The 16,362-nt window shown below is 67.7% G+C and carries 15 protein-coding genes; 8 read left to right on the forward strand and 7 right to left on the reverse strand.

Translation table 11 applies throughout. The features are described from left to right. The first annotated feature begins 35 nt into the window (after positions 1 to 35). Together AC5Y5E_RS18730 and AC5Y5E_RS18735 are read left to right on the forward strand one after the other, a co-directional pair. Positions 36 to 461 carry an MmpS family transport accessory protein gene (locus AC5Y5E_RS18730; RefSeq protein WP_499904182.1) on the forward strand — a complete coding sequence of 142 codons (426 nt, stop codon included), beginning with the start codon at positions 36 to 38 and terminating at the stop codon, positions 459 to 461. Beyond that, a complete protein-coding gene (locus AC5Y5E_RS18735; RefSeq protein ID WP_499904183.1) occupies positions 458 to 3,370 on the forward strand; it encodes an MMPL/RND family transporter in 2,913 nt (970 codons plus the stop codon). The genes AC5Y5E_RS18730 and AC5Y5E_RS18735 overlap by 4 nt, the downstream gene beginning before the upstream one ends. Here the strand turns inward: AC5Y5E_RS18735 and AC5Y5E_RS18740 are convergent. Genes AC5Y5E_RS18740 through AC5Y5E_RS18755 form a run of 4 tightly spaced genes read right to left on the reverse strand, consistent with a single transcriptional unit; the run spans position 3,359 to position 6,430 of the window. Beyond that, positions 3,359 to 3,802: a hypothetical protein gene (locus AC5Y5E_RS18740; protein WP_499904184.1), complete on the reverse strand. Its 444-nt coding sequence runs from the start codon at positions 3,800 to 3,802 to the stop codon at positions 3,359 to 3,361. The two genes, AC5Y5E_RS18735 and AC5Y5E_RS18740, sit on opposite strands and share 12 nt — an antisense overlap. A gap of 47 nt (positions 3,803 to 3,849) precedes the next feature. After that, positions 3,850 to 4,851 (reverse strand): 4-hydroxy-2-oxovalerate aldolase, encoded by a 1,002-nt coding sequence (gene dmpG, locus AC5Y5E_RS18745; protein WP_499904185.1) that lies wholly within the window; start codon positions 4,849 to 4,851, stop codon positions 3,850 to 3,852. Next, on the reverse strand, positions 4,848 to 5,780 hold the full coding sequence (locus AC5Y5E_RS18750) for an acetaldehyde dehydrogenase (acetylating) (RefSeq protein WP_499904280.1): 933 nt from the start codon (positions 5,778 to 5,780) through the stop codon (positions 4,848 to 4,850). The genes dmpG and AC5Y5E_RS18750 overlap by 4 nt, the downstream gene beginning before the upstream one ends. A gap of 20 nt (positions 5,781 to 5,800) precedes the next feature. Next, positions 5,801 to 6,430, reverse strand: a complete 630-nt coding sequence (locus AC5Y5E_RS18755) for a TetR/AcrR family transcriptional regulator (RefSeq protein ID WP_499904186.1) — start codon at positions 6,428 to 6,430, stop codon at positions 5,801 to 5,803. Between the two features lie 96 nt (positions 6,431 to 6,526). Between AC5Y5E_RS18755 and AC5Y5E_RS18760 the strand changes: the two genes are divergently transcribed. From AC5Y5E_RS18760 to AC5Y5E_RS18775, 4 genes are read left to right on the forward strand one after another with little or no spacing between them, the layout of a single operon-like run. Beyond that, positions 6,527 to 8,113 carry a bifunctional 3-(3-hydroxy-phenyl)propionate/3-hydroxycinnamic acid hydroxylase gene (locus AC5Y5E_RS18760; RefSeq protein ID WP_499904187.1) on the forward strand — a complete coding sequence of 529 codons (1,587 nt, stop codon included), beginning with the start codon at positions 6,527 to 6,529 and terminating at the stop codon, positions 8,111 to 8,113. Then, positions 8,110 to 8,970: an alpha/beta fold hydrolase gene (locus AC5Y5E_RS18765; protein WP_499904188.1), complete on the forward strand. Its 861-nt coding sequence runs from the start codon at positions 8,110 to 8,112 to the stop codon at positions 8,968 to 8,970. Before AC5Y5E_RS18760 ends, AC5Y5E_RS18765 begins: the two co-directional genes overlap by 4 nt. After that, positions 8,967 to 9,971: a VOC family protein gene (locus AC5Y5E_RS18770; RefSeq protein ID WP_499904189.1), complete on the forward strand. Its 1,005-nt coding sequence runs from the start codon at positions 8,967 to 8,969 to the stop codon at positions 9,969 to 9,971. The genes AC5Y5E_RS18765 and AC5Y5E_RS18770 overlap by 4 nt, the downstream gene beginning before the upstream one ends. A gap of 17 nt (positions 9,972 to 9,988) precedes the next feature. After that, on the forward strand, positions 9,989 to 11,020 hold the full coding sequence (locus tag AC5Y5E_RS18775; protein WP_499904190.1) for an amidohydrolase family protein: 1,032 nt from the start codon (positions 9,989 to 9,991) through the stop codon (positions 11,018 to 11,020). A gap of 7 nt (positions 11,021 to 11,027) precedes the next feature. On the opposite strand, the gene AC5Y5E_RS18780 is transcribed toward AC5Y5E_RS18775, so the two are convergent. Continuing rightward, the gene (locus AC5Y5E_RS18780; protein WP_499904191.1) at positions 11,028 to 11,933 is read right to left on the reverse strand and encodes a haloalkane dehalogenase; all 906 of its coding nucleotides are present in this window, start codon (positions 11,931 to 11,933) and stop codon (positions 11,028 to 11,030) included. A 109-nt stretch (positions 11,934 to 12,042) separates the two neighbouring features. Between AC5Y5E_RS18780 and AC5Y5E_RS18785 the strand changes: the two genes are divergently transcribed. Beyond that, a complete protein-coding gene (locus tag AC5Y5E_RS18785) occupies positions 12,043 to 12,768 on the forward strand; it encodes a DUF2652 domain-containing protein (protein ID WP_499904192.1) in 726 nt (241 codons plus the stop codon). Here AC5Y5E_RS18785 and AC5Y5E_RS18790 read toward each other — a convergent pair. After that, entirely contained in the window at positions 12,765 to 13,961 is a 1,197-nt protein-coding gene (locus tag AC5Y5E_RS18790) for a MalY/PatB family protein (RefSeq protein ID WP_499904193.1), read from the reverse strand. The two genes, AC5Y5E_RS18785 and AC5Y5E_RS18790, sit on opposite strands and share 4 nt — an antisense overlap. A gap of 9 nt (positions 13,962 to 13,970) precedes the next feature. Next, positions 13,971 to 15,065: an NAD(P)H-dependent amine dehydrogenase family protein gene (locus AC5Y5E_RS18795; protein ID WP_499904194.1), complete on the reverse strand. Its 1,095-nt coding sequence runs from the start codon at positions 15,063 to 15,065 to the stop codon at positions 13,971 to 13,973. 220 nt (positions 15,066 to 15,285) lie between these two features. On the opposite strand from AC5Y5E_RS18795, the gene AC5Y5E_RS18800 reads away from it, so the two are divergent. Then, positions 15,286 to 16,347, forward strand: a complete 1,062-nt coding sequence (locus AC5Y5E_RS18800) for an NAD(P)H-dependent amine dehydrogenase family protein (protein WP_499904195.1) — start codon at positions 15,286 to 15,288, stop codon at positions 16,345 to 16,347. The last annotated feature ends 15 nt before the right edge of the window (positions 16,348 to 16,362 follow it).

A 16,362-nucleotide genomic window follows, 5' to 3' on the forward strand; every position in this document is an offset into this window, starting at 1 on the left:
GGGATCACCGAAAGGCTCGCACCTTGATTGACGCGATGACCAGGCTTCTCAGGCGCGCCTGGCTGCCCCTACTGGTCGCGGCCGCCGTCGCCGTCGGCGCGGTCACCGTGGACCAATTGCACGGAATCTTCGGCTCGAATGCCCTCCTGGTGACGCCGAAGAGTTCCGATAGCGCCGAACGCTTCAACCCCAAGGTCGTGACGTACGAGGTGTTCGGGTCCGCCCCGACGGCCGTCATCAATTATCTGGACCTGGACTCCAAGCCTCAGCGCGCCATGAACGCCGCTCTGCCATGGTCTTTGACGCTGCGCACGACCGCACCCGCGGCCACGCCCAACATCCTCGCCCAAGTCGACGGGCACTCCGTCACCTGCCGGATCACCGTCGATGACCTGGTCAAGGACGAGAGGACCGCGACCGGCGTGAATGCCGAGACCTTCTGCTTGGTGAAGTCGGCATGAGCACGCTAGTGAGCGACGCCCCGACCGACACGATTCCGGTCGCCCGCCACGCGGCCCGCCCGTGGATGCCGCGGACGATCCGGTCGTTCGCCGTGCCGATCATCCTCGCGTGGATCGCCGTCATCGCGCTGCTCAATACCGTTGTGCCGCAACTGGAAGCGGTGGGGAAGATGCGCGCGGTGTCGATGAGTCCCAACGATGCGCCGTCGATGATCGCGACCAAGCGCGTGGGCAAGGTGTTTCACGAGTTCGACACGAGCAGCTCGGTGATGATCGTGCTCGAAGGCGACAAGCCATTGGGTCCGGACGCCCACCACTTCTATGACCGCGTCGTCCAGCTGCTGCGGGCCGACACCAAGCACGTCCAGCACGTGCAGGATTTCTGGGGTGATTCGCTGACGGCGGCGGCCGCCCAGAGCAACGACGGCAAGGCCGCCTACGTCCAGGTGTACATCGCCGGCGACCAGGGCGAGGCACTGGCCAACGAATCGGTGGATGCCGTTCGCCACATCGCCACCAGCGTGCCGGCCCCCGCGGGGGTCAAAGCGTACGTGACCGGGCCCGCGGCGACGAGCACGGATCAAAACGCGGTGGGCGACAAGAGCATGGAAACCATAGAGATGCTCACCTTCGCCGTCATCGCTGTCATGTTGTTGCTGGTCTACCGATCGTTCGTCACGGTGTTCATCGTGCTCGCGATGGTGGTGCTGGAATTGTCCGGCGCCCGGGGACTGGTGGCATTCCTCGGCTACTACAAGGTTTTTGGGCTCACGACGTTCGCGACCAACCTCGTCGTCACTCTCGCCATCGCCGCTGCCACCGACTATGCCATCTTCCTCATCGGGCGCTATCAGGAGGCGCGTAGGTCGGGGCAGGACCGGGACTCGGCCTACTACACCATGTTTCACGGGACCGCGCACGTCGTGTTGGGCTCGGGCCTGACCATCGCCGGAGCGGCCTTCTGCCTGCACTTCACCCGGCTGCCGTACTTCCAGACGATGGGCATTCCGCTGGCGGTCGGCATGACGATCGTGGTTGCCATGGCCCTGACGCTGGGTCCCGCGCTGATTTCGGTGGCCAGCAGGTTCGGCCGGGTGCTCGAGCCCAAGCGCATGAAACAACCCCGGGGATGGCGCCGGATCGGCGCCGCCACGGTTCGGTGGCCGGGTGCGATCCTGGTGTGCGCGATCCTGCTGGCGCTGGTCGGCCTGCTTACCCTGCCCGGCTATCGCACCACCTACAACGACCGCATCTACCTGCCCGGTGACGTGCCGGCGAACACCGGATACGCGGCGGCTGACCGGCATTTCTCCAAGGCCAAGATGAATCCGGACCTGCTGATGATCGAAAGCGATCACGATCTGCGGAACCCGGCCGATTTCCTGGTGATCGACAAGATTGCCAAAGCCCTTGTCCGCGTGCACGGCATCGCCCAGGTGCAGACGATCACACGGCCCGAGGGGCGGCCGATCCAGCACACCTCGATCCCGTACACGATCAGCATGAACAGCACCGGCCAGATCATGAATAACGACTACACACAGGCCACGCTGAAGAACACGCTCAAACAGGCCGACGACATGCAGGTCACCATCGACTCGATGGAAAAGATGCAAGGCCTCACCCAGCAGATGTCCGAGATCACGCACAGCATGGTCGCCAAGATGAAGAAGACGAGCGTGGACGTGCAGGACTTGCGCGATCACATGGCCGATTTCGACGATTTCTGGCGCCCCATCCGAAGCTACTTCTACTGGGAGAAGCACTGTTACGACATTCCCATCTGCTGGTCGTTGCGGTCGCTGTTCGACGCGCTTGACGGCATCGACGTGATGACTGACGACATCACCGAGCTGGTGCCGGACATGGAACGCCTCGACGCCGTGATGCCGCAGATGGTCGCCCTGATGCCGCCGATGATTCAGTCGATGAAAGACCAAAAGCAAATGATGCTGAACCAGTATCAGGCCCAGAAGGCGCAGCAGGATCAGACGATGGCCATGCAGGACAATGCCACGGCCATGGGCGAGGCGTTCGACGCCGCCAAGAACGACGACTCGTTCTACCTGCCGCCGGAAGCCTTCGACAACGCGGATTTCAAGCGCGGCATTAAGCTGTTCCTGTCGCCGGACGGTCACGCGGTCCGGTTCACCATTTTCCACCAGGGCGACCCGTTGACGGAGGAGGGCACGTCACGCGTCGAGCCGCTGAAAACCGCAGCGGCAGACGCGATTAAGGGAACGCCGCTTGAGGGGTCGACGGTCTACCTCGGTGGCAGCGCGGCCCTGTACAAGGACATGCAGCAGGGCGCCGACTACGACTTGCTGATCGCCGCGGCCGCCGCACTCATCCTGATTTTCATCATCATGGTGGTGCTCACCCGCGCCGTCGTCGCCGCGGCGACCATCGTCGGGACGGTCGTCCTCAGCCTGGCCACCTCCTTTGGGCTCTCGGTGCTGCTCTGGCAACACGTCGTCGGGATCCCGCTGCACTGGATGGTGCTGCCGATGTCGGTCATCGTTTTGTTGGCGGTCGGGTCGGACTACAACTTGTTGCTGGTATCGCGAATAAAAGAGGAGATCCACGCCGGGCTGAACACCGGGATCATCCGCGCGATGGCCGGCACCGGTTCCGTGGTCACCTCGGCCGGCTTGGTTTTCGCCTTCACCATGATGTCGATGGCCGTGAGCAAGCTGATCGTGATCGGTCAGGTAGGAACGACGATCGGTTTGGGCCTGCTGTTCGACACGCTGGTGGTGCGCTCGTTGATGACACCGTCGGTCGCGACCCTGCTGGGACGCTGGTTCTGGTGGCCGCGACACGTCCGCCAGCGGCCGGTTCCGCAGCCGTGGCCGCAACCGCGCCGGTCCCTGGCGATGGCAGGGGCGAACGGTCAGTCAGCGTCGTAATCGGCGGCGGCCCCTCGCCTCATGGGTCCACTCCTTTTCGACACGCCCGATCTCGAGCGATAGCAGCATGAGAGTCGGGTTGTCGCAATGGACTTCGTGCGCGGTGCGGAATTCCGCCGCCTCACCGGTGGTCGATAGGTAGGGCCGCAGGCTCTCGAACCATTCGTCGCCGACGACGTTGGGCGGGTGGCCATTTTGCGGGCCGCAAGCCCACTGCTGGTAGGCGTCCCGCGCGTTCGCCAAGCCGCTGCGCCAGCGGTGGATCGCGTCGCAGCGCTGCGTGTGGATGTGCATCTTCATCTGATGCTTGTTGTTGTTGCTCGCAACCATCCCGGGCAGCAAGTTATCGGCGGCGGACCTCGCGACGCCCGCGATGCCCATGGCCGACGCACCCACGACCGTGCCCATCAGGCCCATCGTTACCATGTCCATTCGCTGATCGTCGCACCCGGGGGCGGCGACGGCCAGGGGCGCCGGGTTCAGCGCGATCCGGTGAGGTCCAGGGCGATGTCGACGAGCATGTCCTCCTGGCCGCCCACCATGCCGCGGCGCCCGGCCTCCTCCAGCAGGGTGCGCGCGTCGATGTCGAAGCGGGCCGCGGCGGCCTCCGCGTGCCGCAAAAAGCTGGAGTACACGCCCGCGTAGCCGAGGGTCAGGGTTTCCCGGTCGACCCGCACGGGCCGGTCCTGCAGGGGCCGGACCAGGTCGTCGGCGGCGTCCTGCAGCCGGTGCAGGTCGCAGCCGTGCTCCCAGCCGAGCCGGGTGGCCGCGGCGATGAACACCTCGAGCGGCGCGTTCCCGGCGCCGGCGCCCATGCCCGCGAGCGAGGCGTCGACGCGGTGTGCGCCGTGCTCGACGGCGGCGATCGAGTTGGCCACGCCCAGCGAGAGGTTGTGGTGGGCGTGGATGCCGATTTCGGTTGTGGGCGACAGTGTTTGGCGCAGCGCCTCGACCCGTTCGCCGACGTCGCGCATCGTCATGGCGCCGCCCGAGTCGACGACGTACACGCAGGCGGCGCCGTAGCTCTCCATGAGCCTTGCTTGCCCGGCCAGGTCGGCGGCGCTGGTCAGGTGGCTCATCATCAAAAAGCCCACGGCGTCCATGCCGAGGTCACGCGCGGCGGCGAGGTAGGGGGCCGAGATGTCGGCCTCGGTGCAGTGGGTGCCGACGCGCACGACCGTCGCCCCCGCGCGATGGGCGTCCTTGAGGTTGCGCAGGCTTCCGACACCCGGTAGCAGGAGCGTCGCCACCCTGGCGTTCCGGACGGTCGCGGCCACGGCCTCGATCCATTCCAGGTCGGTGTGGGCTCCGAACCCGTAAACGCAGCTCGAACCGGACAACCCGTCACCGTGGGCGACCTCGATCGAGTCGACGCCGGCCTCGTCCAGGGCGCGGGCGATCACTGTCGCGTGCTCGATGCTGTATTGGTGGCGCACCGCGTGCATGCCGTCGCGCAGGGTGACGTCGCTGACGTAGATCATGTTGCGGCTCCGGCGGTTTCGTTGTGGTGCGCGGCGATGCGTTCGGCGGCGGCCTTGGCGGCGGACGTCATGATGTCGAGGTTTCCGGCGTAGGAGGGTAGATAGTGTGCGGAGCCGGCGACCTCGAGCAGCACCGTGACGCGGGTGCCGGTGAACTTGCCGGTCTCGGGGATGTACAGCGGGTGGTCACGGTCGAACACCTGGAACTGCACGTCTTGCTTGAGCCGGTAACCGGGCACATAGGCGGCGACCCGGGCGACCATGTCGTGGATTTCGTGCTCGATCCTGTGCTGCTCCGGTTCGCCATCGACGAGGCAGTACACGGTGTTGCGCATGAGCACCGGCGGATCGGCGGGGTTCAGGATGATCACGGCCTTGCCGCGCTGCGCGCCGCCGACGACCCGCAGTGCGGTGGCGGTGGTTTCGATGAATTCGTCGATGTTGGCGCGGGTTCCGGGGCCGGCGGATTTCGCCGAAATCGAGGAGACGATCTCGGCGTAGGAGACTATCCCGGCCGTGCCGACGGCGGCGACGATCGGGATCGTCGCCTGCCCACCGCAGGTCACCATGTTGAGGTTGGGCGTGTCGAGGTGGTCGTCGAGGTTGACCACCGGCACGCAGAACGGTCCGATCGAGGCGGGGGTGAGGTCCAGCATTCGTATTCCGCTGTCCCGCAACGCCGCCCAGTTGGCGCGGTGCGCGCCGGCGGAGGTGGCGTCGAAGGCCAGCCGGATGCCGGCGACCTCCGGCATCCGCAGCAGTCCCTCGACCCCGTCGGCGGTGGCGGGCACGCCCATTCGCCGCGCGTAGGCCAGCCCGTCGGAGTCGGGGTCGATGCCGACCATGGCGCCCACGGTGAGTGGGCCGTCGCTGCGCAGGATTTTGACCATCAGGTCGGTGCCGATGTTGCCCGAGCCGATGATGGCCACCGGAAATCGCCGGGCGGGCGTCACTTCGTGTCCTCGGCGGCCATGCGCAGCGCGCTGTCGTAGAGGATGTTCGCGTGCAGCTCGAACAGCGCCAGCAGGTCGACCGAGTCGCCACCGAGCTCCTTGGCGACGAAGAGGCCGTCGCCACCGGCGAGGGCGTAGGTGGCCAACTGGTGGACCTGCGCGTCGGTCAGGCCCGGGACCACGTCCCGCACGGCTAGCGTGAGCGTCTCGAACGCCCGGGCGCGCACGGCGAGGAACATCGCCCGCGCCCGCGGCTCGACCGGCCGGCGCTCCAGCGCGAGCATCAGGCCGAGGCGCAGGAAGTCGGGGGAGTCCAGCAGGGCCTTGGCGATCTGCATGACCATCGAGACGAGTCGCTCCCGCGGCGTGCCCGCGGCCGGCATCTCCCACGCCGAAAGCCAGTGCGCGAAGCTGCGTTCGATGACCGCGGCGATCAGGTCGTCCTTGTCCTTGAAGTGCCAGTAGATGGAGCTGGCGGGTAGGCCGCACTTGGCGCTGACCAGCCCGATGCTGGTGCCCTCGTAACCGCGCTCGCTGGCGATCTCGGTGGCCGCGTCGAGGATGCGGGTCCGGGACGCCTCGCCGTCGAGGCGGCGGCGGCGCTGTGGCTTGTCTTTGGTGCCCACTGAAACTCCTTGCCGGCAGGGTCTTGACTCTGTAGTGATCACTACATTACCGTAATGATCGCTACAGAACAAGCCGGACACGAAGGCGAGACGGCAATGAACGAATATCCGACCTATGACGTCGCGGTGATCGGTTACGGTCCGACGGGCGCCACCGCCGCGAATCTGCTGGGCCGCCTCGGCCTTAGCGTGGTCGTCATCGAGCGCGACCCCGATGTGTACGGGCGGGCGCGGGCCATCTCGACCGACGAGGAGGTCATGCGCATCTGGCAGTCCGTCGGGCTGGCCGACCGCCTGCAGCGGGACATGCTGCCCGATCGGCCGCTGGCCTGGGTCGACGCCCAGGGCGTGCCATTCATCGAAACCACCATGACGCCCCGCGGCTGCGGGCACCCGCCGCAGCAGTTCCTGTACCAGCCCGCGGTCGACCACGTGCTCCGCGAGGGCGTCGACCGGTTTGCCGGCGTCGAGGTGCTGCTGGAACACGAGTGCCTGCGGGCGGTCAACGGAGCGTCGGACGTCGAACTGATGCTGGCCGACCTGCGCACCGACACCTTCAAACGCGTGCGGGCGTCATACGTGATCGCCTGCGACGGCGGGGCCTCGCCGACCCGCGGCCAGCTCGGGGTCGGATACGAGGGACGCACCTACGCCGAACGCTGGGTTGTCATCGACACCAAGGTGATTCGCGAATGGGACGGCCATGACCGGCTGCGCTTTCACTGCAATCCCGCCCGGCCGACCGTGGACTGTCCCACGCCGCTGGGACACCACCGCTGGGAGTACCCCGCGCGGGCCGGCGAGGACGAGACGAGGCTCGTCACCGACGAGGCCGTGTGGGAAGTCCTCAACGACCAGGGCATCACCGACGAGCACGTCAAGATCCTGCGCGCGGTGATCTACAGCCACCACGTGCGCGTCGCCGACCGCTGGCGCGTCGGGCGCATCTTCCTGGCCGGCGACGCGGCGCACGCGATGCCGCCGTGGATCGGGCAGGGCATGTCGGCCGGCGTGCGCGACGCGGCCAACCTGTGCTGGAAGCTCGCGGCCGTGCTGCACGGGCAGGCGCCCGATTCGCTGCTCGACAGCTACCAGGCCGAGCGCAAGCCGCACGTCACCGAGGTGACCCGCCGGGCGGTACGCAACGGGCGGATCATCACCGAGCGCCGGAAGTCGTTGGCGTGGTTGCGAAACCACCTGCTGCGGGCCGTGACACGAATTCCCGGGGCGCTGAAGGTCGGGCAGAGCCTGATCTGGATTCCGCCCGCGCACTACCCCGACGGATTTGTGGCACCGGATGCGCACCCCGCGGCCGGTTGGCAGCTGCCGCAGCCCTGGGTCAGCGACCCCAGCGGAAACAGGTCGCGGCTGGACGACGCCCTGGGCGGCGGCTGGGCCATCCTGCACCTCGGCGCGACGCCGCCCGGCGCCGATCGCTGGGAGCGGCTGGGCGCCGTCTCGCTGGGCGTCACCAGCGGCGCGCCGGCGCCCGGCGCAATCCGCGACGACGACGGCAGCCTGACGGGCTGGCTGCGCGGCAAGAAGGCGGCCGCGGTCGTGGTGCGCCCCGACGGGTTCGTCTTCGCCGCCGCGGCCGCCGGCGCTCCGCTGCCCGCCCCGCCGCCAGAGCTGACCGACCTGACCCCGCCGCTGGCGGCCACCCCGATCGGAGTCCCCGCATGAGCACCACCGAACTGACCGAGCGCACCGTCACCGTCGCAGGCAAACCCATCTTCGTCACCGAAACCGGCACCGGCCCGCCCGTCGTGATGCTGCACGGCGGCGGCCCCGGCGCGTCGGGCGTGTCGAACTACTCCCGCAACATCGACGCTCTCGCAACGCATTTCCGCGTCATCGTGCCCGACATGCCCGGCTACGGCAGGTCCGCCAAGGGCGTCGACCAAAACGACCCGTTCGGCTACCTCGCCGACATGATCCGCGGCCTCATCGACGAACTCGGCATCGGCACCGCGCACCTCATCGGCAACTCCTACGGCGGATCGGCGGCGCTGCGCCTCGCCCTGGACACCCCGGACCGCGTCGGCAAGCTGGTATTGATGGGCCCGGGCGGAATCGGCACGACCCGGGGCCTTCCCACGGCCGGGCTGAAGAGCCTGCTGTCCTACTACGGCGGCGACGGCCCGAGCCGCGACAAGCTCGCCACGTTCATCCGCACCTACCTGGTTTACGACGGAGCCGCCGTGCCCGAGGACCTGATCGACCTGCGCTACCGCGCGTCGATCGACCCCGAGGTGATCGCGAACCCGCCCCTGCGCCGCCCCTCCGGACCGACCGCCCTGCGCACCCTGTGGCGGATGGATCTCACCCGGGACAGCCGGCTGACGGCCCTGCCGACACCGACGCTGGTCCTGTGGGGCCGCGACGACAAGGTCAACAAGCCCTCGGGTGGGCCGCTACTGCTCAACCTGCTGCCGAACGCCGAGCTGGTGATGACCTCGCACACCGGACATTGGATGCAATGGGAACGCGCGGAGATGTTCAATCGGCTGGCCATCGAGTTCCTGGAGCGTGTGCGATGAGGCCGTCGGTGTTCGGGCGGGTCCAGCTCGGTTACGTGGTGATCGAGACCGAAAAGTTCGGCGACTGGCGGCGATTCGGCCGCGACGCCATCGGCATGCATATCGACGAGGCGGGGAGCGACGCGATCCGGTTTCGCCTCGACGACAACGAGTGTCGGTTCCTGCTGCAACGCGGCGCGGCCGAGGACGTCATCGCGCTCGGCTGGCACGTGGACGACCACGACGCCTTCGACACCGTCCTCGCCCGCGTCAAGCGCCACGGCGTACCGGTGACCGAGGGCACCGACGACGAGGCCGCGCTGCGCGGCGTGGAGCGGCTGGTTCGATTCCCCGGACCCAACGGCCTGACCCAGGAGGTCTTCACCCGCGCCCGCACGGACACGGCGCGCCTGCATATGGCCGCGGGCGGCGGGTTCGTCACGGGTGCAGCGGGTCTGGGCCACGTGGCCGTCACCACGACGAAGCCCCATCAGCTGCGTGGCTACTACGACGCGGTGTTGGACGCGCGGCTGTCCGACTACATCGACGAGACGATCAGCGGCCTCAAGTTCAAGATCCGCTTCCTACGGGTCAACGAGCGCCACCACACCGTGGCGATCGCGGCCGTCAACCGGTTGCGGCTCAACCCGATCCGCACCCGGGTGCAGCACCTCAACGTCCAGGTCGCGCAGCTCGACGACATGACCGCGGCCTACCAGCGGGTCAAGCAACTCGGGTTCCGGATGGCGCTCGGCGTGGGCCAGCACACCAACGACAAGGAGCTGTCCTTCTACGCCGTCACGCCCTCGGGATTCGAATGGGAACTGGGCTGGAACCCGATCGTCGTGGACGAGGCGACCTGGGAGCCCACCACCCACCAGGGCATCAGCATCTGGGGGCACACTCCAGAGGGGCAGACGATCATCGACAAGCTCAACCAGTTCAAGACCGGCGCCGCGTCGATGTTGCACCATGAGGACGTCGTGCCGGCCCTGGCCGGGGCGGGCATTCCGGACCGTTGATCGACAGGGGAACTGCGATGTTGCGGATCGACACCCACCACCACGCGATCCCGCCCTTCTACCGAGACCTGTTGCGCAAGGCAAAGATCGACCAGGAGAGCGGCCGTGCGCTGCCGGACTGGAGCCCCGAGGAGTCGCAGCGGACCATGGGCGAACTGAACGTCGCCACCGCGATCCTGTCGGTGTCCACGCCGGGCACCGCGTACCTGCCGGACGCGAGGGACGCCGCCTCGCTCGCCCGCGACATCAACGACTACCTCGCCGAAGTCGCCCGGACCCAGCCCAACCGGTTCGGATTCTTCGCGACCATCCCCATGCCGCATCTGGCCGAATCCGTCGACGAGGTCGCCCGATCACTCGACGCCTTGAGCGCCGACGGTGTCGTGTTGCTGGCCAACAGCGCGGGAACCTACCTGGGCCAGGATGGACAGGACGATCTGTTCGCGGCGCTGGACGCGCGCTCGGCGGTGGTGTTCATCCACCCCGCCAACCTGCCCGGCACCGTCGTGGACGGCGTAGTACCTTTCGCGGCCGACTTCCTGCTCGACACCACACGGGCGGCGTATTTGCTTGTCCGCAACCAGATTTGCCGCAAGTACCCCAACATCAAGTTCGTCCTCAGCCACGCGGGCGGATTCGTGCCCTACGCCTCGCACCGGATGGCGGCGGCCATCACGGGCGACACCGGACGCAGCCTCACCGACGTCCTCGACGACTTCGCGGGCTTCTACTTCGACACCGCCCTCTCGTCGAGCGCCGCCGCGCTGCCCAGCCTGCTCGCCTTCGCCAAACCCGGGCACGTCACCTTCGGCTCCGATTGGCCCTTCGCTCCCGTCGCGGTCGGCAAGCTGTTCGCCGCGGGCCTGGAAACCTACCCGGGGCTCGACGCGGACGCCCGGACGGCGATCGAGCGCACCAATGCGCTCACGCTGTTCCCGCGCCTTGCGACGGCGCCGCCGCCGCAGGCCGGCTCCGCGGTCGACCAGCTGCGCCACGCGGCCAGCAGAATGTTGATGCGCGGGATCACGCGACTGATCAACAGCGGATAGCGCCCGTTCAGCGCAGGGCCTGCTGCCAGGACAGCACGCGTCGGGCCAATTCCGGCCCGGCGTCTTCCTGGATGAAGTGGCTGGCCTTGATGCGGGCGTGCGGCTGGCCGGCCGCCCCGGGGATGTGCTTGATCAGCGGGCGGTCCGCATGCCCAAGGATGGGATCCCGGTTGCCGAAGATGCACAGGCAGGGCTTCTCCCACTGGCCGAGGGTCTTCCACGCCGCCCGGTTGGCCGGGATGGCCGGGTCGTACGGCGACGTCGGCACCAGCTGAGGGAACGCGCGGGCCCCGGCCTGATAGGTCTTGTCCGGGTAGGGGGCGTCGTAACCGGCCCGCACCTTGGGGGGCACCCGGCGGACGGTGCCGGTCGCGACGATGCGACCGGCGGGCAGCACGGGGGAGTAGCGGGCGAAGGCCCGCCATGCGTAGAAGGCCGGCGGCGTGGGGCGCTCCGCGGTGGGCAGGAAGCCGTTCGCCACGACCAGCCGCGCGACCCGATCACCCTGCTCGGCGGCGATGCGCAGGCCGATCAGCGATCCCCAGTCCTGCACGAACAGGGTGACGTCCTTCAGGTTGAGGCGCTCGAACCACGAGGTGACCCACTCGACGTGGCGCAGGTAGGTGTAATCCTCCATCCGGCTGGGCTTGTCGGAGCGGCCGAAACCGATCAGGTCGGGCGCCAGCACGCGGTTCCCGGCGTCGGCCAGCGGGGGAATCATCGTGCGGTACAGATAGCTCCACGTCGGCTCGCCGTGCAGCAGCACGATCGGCGGGCCATCGACCGGGCCCTCGTCCAGGAAGTGCATGCGCAGCGGCTCGGTGTCGCTTGCGGTCACGTCGATGTAGTTCGCTACGAACGGATAGCCCTCCAGGTTTTCGAATCGGGAGTCTGGGGTTCGCAGCACATCCATATTCGGCTCCTCCGGGGTGGGACCTCTGCAAGCCTCTCGCGGCAGCGCGATTTCGTCCAGTGGCAGATTCATTGAGACGGTAACCGGCAACAATTAAACTGGCCACATCATGGCCATCCGGCAAGCGGTACTGCTCATTGCCGACATCGGCGGATACACCCACTACATGAGCTGGAACCGGACCCATTTGGCGCATGCGCAGCTAACCGTGGCCGGTTTGTTGGAAGCCGTCATCGACGCCGGCAAGGGGCTGAAGCTCGCCAAGCTGGAGGGCGACGCGGCGTTCTTCTGGGCACCCGAAGGCAACGCCAAAGTGCTGGTATGCGAGCGGCTGTCGCGGATGCGCGCGGCTTTCCTCGCGCAGCGCGCGCGGTTCAAGTCCGACATCGCCTGTGAGTGTGCGAGCTGTGGGCAGTTGGACAATCTGTCGCTGAAGTTCGTCGTGCACCAGGGCGAGGTCGCGGAGCAGAAGGTGAAGCGCCACGTCGAACTCGCCGGGGTCGATGTGATCCTGGTGCACCGGATGCTGAAAAATTCGGTACCAGTTGTCGAGTACGTGTTGATGACCGATCCGGTCGCCGCATGCCTCGACGACCCGATGCGCGGGCTGTGCAAGCCGCTGGTCCACCACTTCGAGGGCATCGGGGACACCTCGACGCATTACATCGACCTCGCCACCTCGGAGATGCCGGCCGCGCGGCCACGGCGCAGCCGTTTCGGCCGGTTAGGGGCCACGGCCAAGTTGGAGCTGAGCGCGTTGCCGTTCCTGTTGGGTATCAAGAAGCCCGCGCAGGGCTTCCGCAACCTGGACCGCGCCGAGGACATTCCCGCCTAGCCGGTTTCGAGCGCCCCGCCCATTCGCGATATCGCCTCGGTGAGAATGGCTTTCGAGGTCGCGAAGTTCAACCGGACATGCCCGGTCCCGCCGGTTCCGAAGACGTGGCCGGAGCTGAGCGCGACGCGGGCGTGGTCGAGGAACCACCGGGCGGGCCCGGCCAGGTCCGCCACTACCGCCAGCCCGCCCGCGTCTTCCTCGTCGAAACCGAGCGCTCGGCAATCGAGCCAGGCGAGGTAAGTGCCCTGTGGCCATAGGTATTTCACGCCGGGAAGGTGCTCGGCGATCAGGTCGCCCAGCAACGTCCGGTTCGCGTCGAGGCCGCTCAGCAACGCGTCGAGCCAGTCATCGCCGCTGCGGAAGGCTTCGGCGTGGGCGATGACGCCGAGGTGGCTCGGGCCGTGGCTGACCTCCTCCGGCATCCGGCGAAGGTCCGCCTCCGCCTCCGGACCGGCGATGGCCAGCGCCGCCTTCAGGCCCGAGAGGTTCCACGCCTTCGAGGCCGACGTCAGCGCCAGCGCGTTCTCCGCGCCGGGCACGCTCAGGTACGGCACGAATCGCGCGCCCGGCAGGATGACCGGCGCGTGGATCTCGTCCGAGACCACCCGCACGCCGTACCGGCGGGCCAGCTCGGCGACGGCGCGCAGCTCCTCGAGCGTGTGCACCGACCCGGTCGGGTTGTGGGGATTGCACAACAGGTAAGCGACCCTGCCGCCCGAAGCGGCGGCGCGGACGAACGCTTCCTCCAAGGAGCCCAGGTCAATTCGGCCGGCGGCGTCGAGCGGCGCCTCGATCACCCCGCGGCCGTCGTGCGAGACGAACGCGTAGAACGGCGCGTAAACGGGTGGGTTGACGACAACCGCATCCCCGCGGTCGGTGACCAGGCGCAGCATTTCCACGGCGCCGAGCATCACGTCGGGAACGATCGCGGTGCGGCCGACCTGCAGGTCGTGCCATTGCCAGCGCCGCGAGGCGAATTCACTGACCGCCTCGGCAAACGCGGTGCCGCAGGGATATCCGGTGTCGCCGATGTCGATCGCCTTGCGCAGCGCTTCGGCCACCGTCGGCGGCAGCGCCACGTCCATCTCGGCGACCCACAGCGGCAACACGTCGTCGGCGTGCGCGCGCCATTTCATGCTGGTGCGCAGTCGGAGTTGCTGCAGCGTGAGTTCCTCGAGTGGGTTATAGGCCACCCCGGCAGACTAGGTGGCGAACGCGTGCTTTGGAATCGTCAGTGGTAGGTCGACCGAACTCAGCAGCCCGGGTTCCGCCGCAACGACATACGGGACGGCGTTGACGACGCGCATCGCGGTGGCGACCATCGCGCCCGCACCCGACGTCATGCCCGCGACACCGGCCTTGCGCGGATCTTTCAGCGTGGCCGCCAGGGTGCACTCGATGTCTGGGTCGCCGGTGATCGCGATGCGGTAGGACAGGTCGCCGATCCCGGTCGGCCAATCGGGGGCGACGTCGTGCGCGAGCCGGGTGACATGCTCGATGACGATGGCCTCGCGCCCGTCGACCACCCCGATCGCCTGCATGCGCAGCGCGCCGCACGTCCCTGCCTCGACCGTGCCCATCGCGACCTCCAGCGTCCGGTTGGTGACGGCGCGGTCGAAACTTTCGCGGACCTCCTGGACTTCGACCCCCAGCGCGTCGGCGACCAGGCGGATCTGGCCCTGCCATTCGCCGGCGATCGCGCCCGGATAGCCGATCCAGGGCTGATATTCGAGCGGACGGCCGAAACCCAGCGCGTCGCTCATGATGTCGGGAACCCCATAGTCGTCGTACAGGCCGATCTCGAACGAGTGGATCTTCTCGATCGACGACGACTGCGTGGACAGCACCAGGGGCAGGTAGTCCGCGGCGAACCCGGGCTCGATGCCCGAGGCGTACAGCGACACCTGCCCCTGCTTGGCCGCCGCGACGAGTTGGTCGCGCCATTCCGCGGGTTCGTAGGCGTGCGGGTTGACCAAACGCGTGGTGCTGGTCGTGACGACGTTGATCCCCGCCTCGAGCAGCATCACGTAATCCGGGATGGCCAGCGCGTCGCGTTCCGGGCCGCTGGCCGCATAAATCACGCAGTCGGGTTTCAGCGCGATCAGCGCGTCGGCGTCGTTGGTGGCCTTCAAGCCGATCGGCTCGCCGTTGGCCAGTTCGCCGGCGTCCTTGCCGTCCTTCTCCGGCGAGTGCACCCAGACGCCGACCAGGTCCAGGTTGGGGCGCCGCGCAATGGCGCGGATGGCGATCGATCCGATACCGCCGGTCGCCCAGACCACTACGCGATGGGTCGTCATCCTGTTTCTCCTCAGTTGCGCGCGATTGAAAGCCGATACGGCCGTTGCCCTTAAGTCGATAAGAAAGTGCACACTATCCTAAAGAACAAATCTTAGGTTAACCTGCAGCTGATGTACACGCTCAGGTTGGTGCGGCTCGCCGGGGAGATCAGTGTCTTGGACCTGATCAGCCGAACCTCGAACGCGCCGTGGCCGCGGCGAACCAGTAAGGAGAGTGCTCGTGCGCGTCGTCGTGTGGTCCACCGGGGGAGTCGGCAAGATCGCGATCGACGCCATCGGCCGCCGACCGGACCTGGAACTCGTTGGCGTATGGGTGCATTCGCCCGACAAGGTCGGCAAGGACGCCGGTGAGTTGGCCGGCATCGGCCCGCTAGGCGTGACCGCCACCGACGATGCGGATGCCCTGATCGCCCTGGCCCCCGACGCCGTCGTGTACGCCGCGAGCGGTCCCGAACGCGACGGCGCCGCCGTGCCGGACTACCTGCGGCTGCTGCAGGCGGGCATCAATGTCGTGTCGACGTCGTCGACGAGCCTGGTGTATCCACCGTCGTATTTCGCCCCGGACTGGCGCGACCAACTGGAGGCCGCGGCCAAGTCCGGCGGTGCGTCGTTGTACGTCTCGGGCATCTTTCCGGGCTTCGCCTCCGATCAGCTGGCGTTGCTGATGACGACGCAGTCGAAGAACATCCGCACCATCACGGCCAGCGAGGTCGCGCTCAACGACCACTACCCGGTGGCCGACGTGATGATGGACGGCTTGGGCTTCGGGCGCCCACTGGATTTCGAGCCCATGCTCAAGACGCCCGGCTTTATCGAAATGGCTTGGAAAGCACCGATATTCCTGATCGCGGGCGGCCTCGGCGTCGAAGTGCAGGAGGTGCGGGGCTCGTTCGAGCGTGAACTCACCGACCGCGACATCGCCGTGGCGTTCGGCACCATCAAGGCCGGCACCTGCGGCGCGGTGCGCACCCGGGCCGCGGGCATGATGCACGGTCGCGAGGCCATCGTGATCGAGCACGTCATCCGGATGGCTCGTGATGTCGCGCCCGACTGGCCGGCGTCGGACTGCGACGCGACCTATCGAGTCGACATCGAGGGCGACCCGGACGTCCACTGCGTGCTGACCCTCGGGGCGGCCGAGGGGCACGGCGCCGGCCGCGCCGCCATGACCGCCACGGCCATGCGCGTGGTCAACGCGATCCCGTACGTCATCGACGCGCCACCCGGCCTGCTCAGCTCGCTGGACGTCCCGACGACTTTGCCGCGCCACGCCTTTGACTGAACGTTGACGCAGCTC

Source organism: Mycobacterium sp. NGS54 (genome assembly GCF_059812465.1).

Coding starts and splice junctions, on each gene's coding strand:
- AC5Y5E_RS18735 (WP_499904183.1), top strand. CDS start 458: ATGAGCACGCTAGTGAGCGACGCCCCGACCGACACGATTCCGGTCGCC.
- dmpG (WP_499904185.1), bottom strand. CDS start 4,851: ATGATCTACGTCAGCGACGTCACCCTGCGCGACGGCATGCACGCGGTG.
- AC5Y5E_RS18740 (WP_499904184.1), bottom strand. CDS start 3,802: ATGGACATGGTAACGATGGGCCTGATGGGCACGGTCGTGGGTGCGTCG.
- AC5Y5E_RS18765 (WP_499904188.1), top strand. CDS start 8,110: ATGAGCACCACCGAACTGACCGAGCGCACCGTCACCGTCGCAGGCAAA.
- AC5Y5E_RS18760 (WP_499904187.1), top strand. CDS start 6,527: ATGAACGAATATCCGACCTATGACGTCGCGGTGATCGGTTACGGTCCG.
- AC5Y5E_RS18770 (WP_499904189.1), top strand. CDS start 8,967: ATGAGGCCGTCGGTGTTCGGGCGGGTCCAGCTCGGTTACGTGGTGATC.
- AC5Y5E_RS18780 (WP_499904191.1), bottom strand. CDS start 11,933: ATGGATGTGCTGCGAACCCCAGACTCCCGATTCGAAAACCTGGAGGGC.
- AC5Y5E_RS18785 (WP_499904192.1), top strand. CDS start 12,043: ATGGCCATCCGGCAAGCGGTACTGCTCATTGCCGACATCGGCGGATAC.
- AC5Y5E_RS18730 (WP_499904182.1), top strand. CDS start 36: ATGACCAGGCTTCTCAGGCGCGCCTGGCTGCCCCTACTGGTCGCGGCC.
- AC5Y5E_RS18795 (WP_499904194.1), bottom strand. CDS start 15,065: ATGACGACCCATCGCGTAGTGGTCTGGGCGACCGGCGGTATCGGATCG.
- AC5Y5E_RS18775 (WP_499904190.1), top strand. CDS start 9,989: ATGTTGCGGATCGACACCCACCACCACGCGATCCCGCCCTTCTACCGA.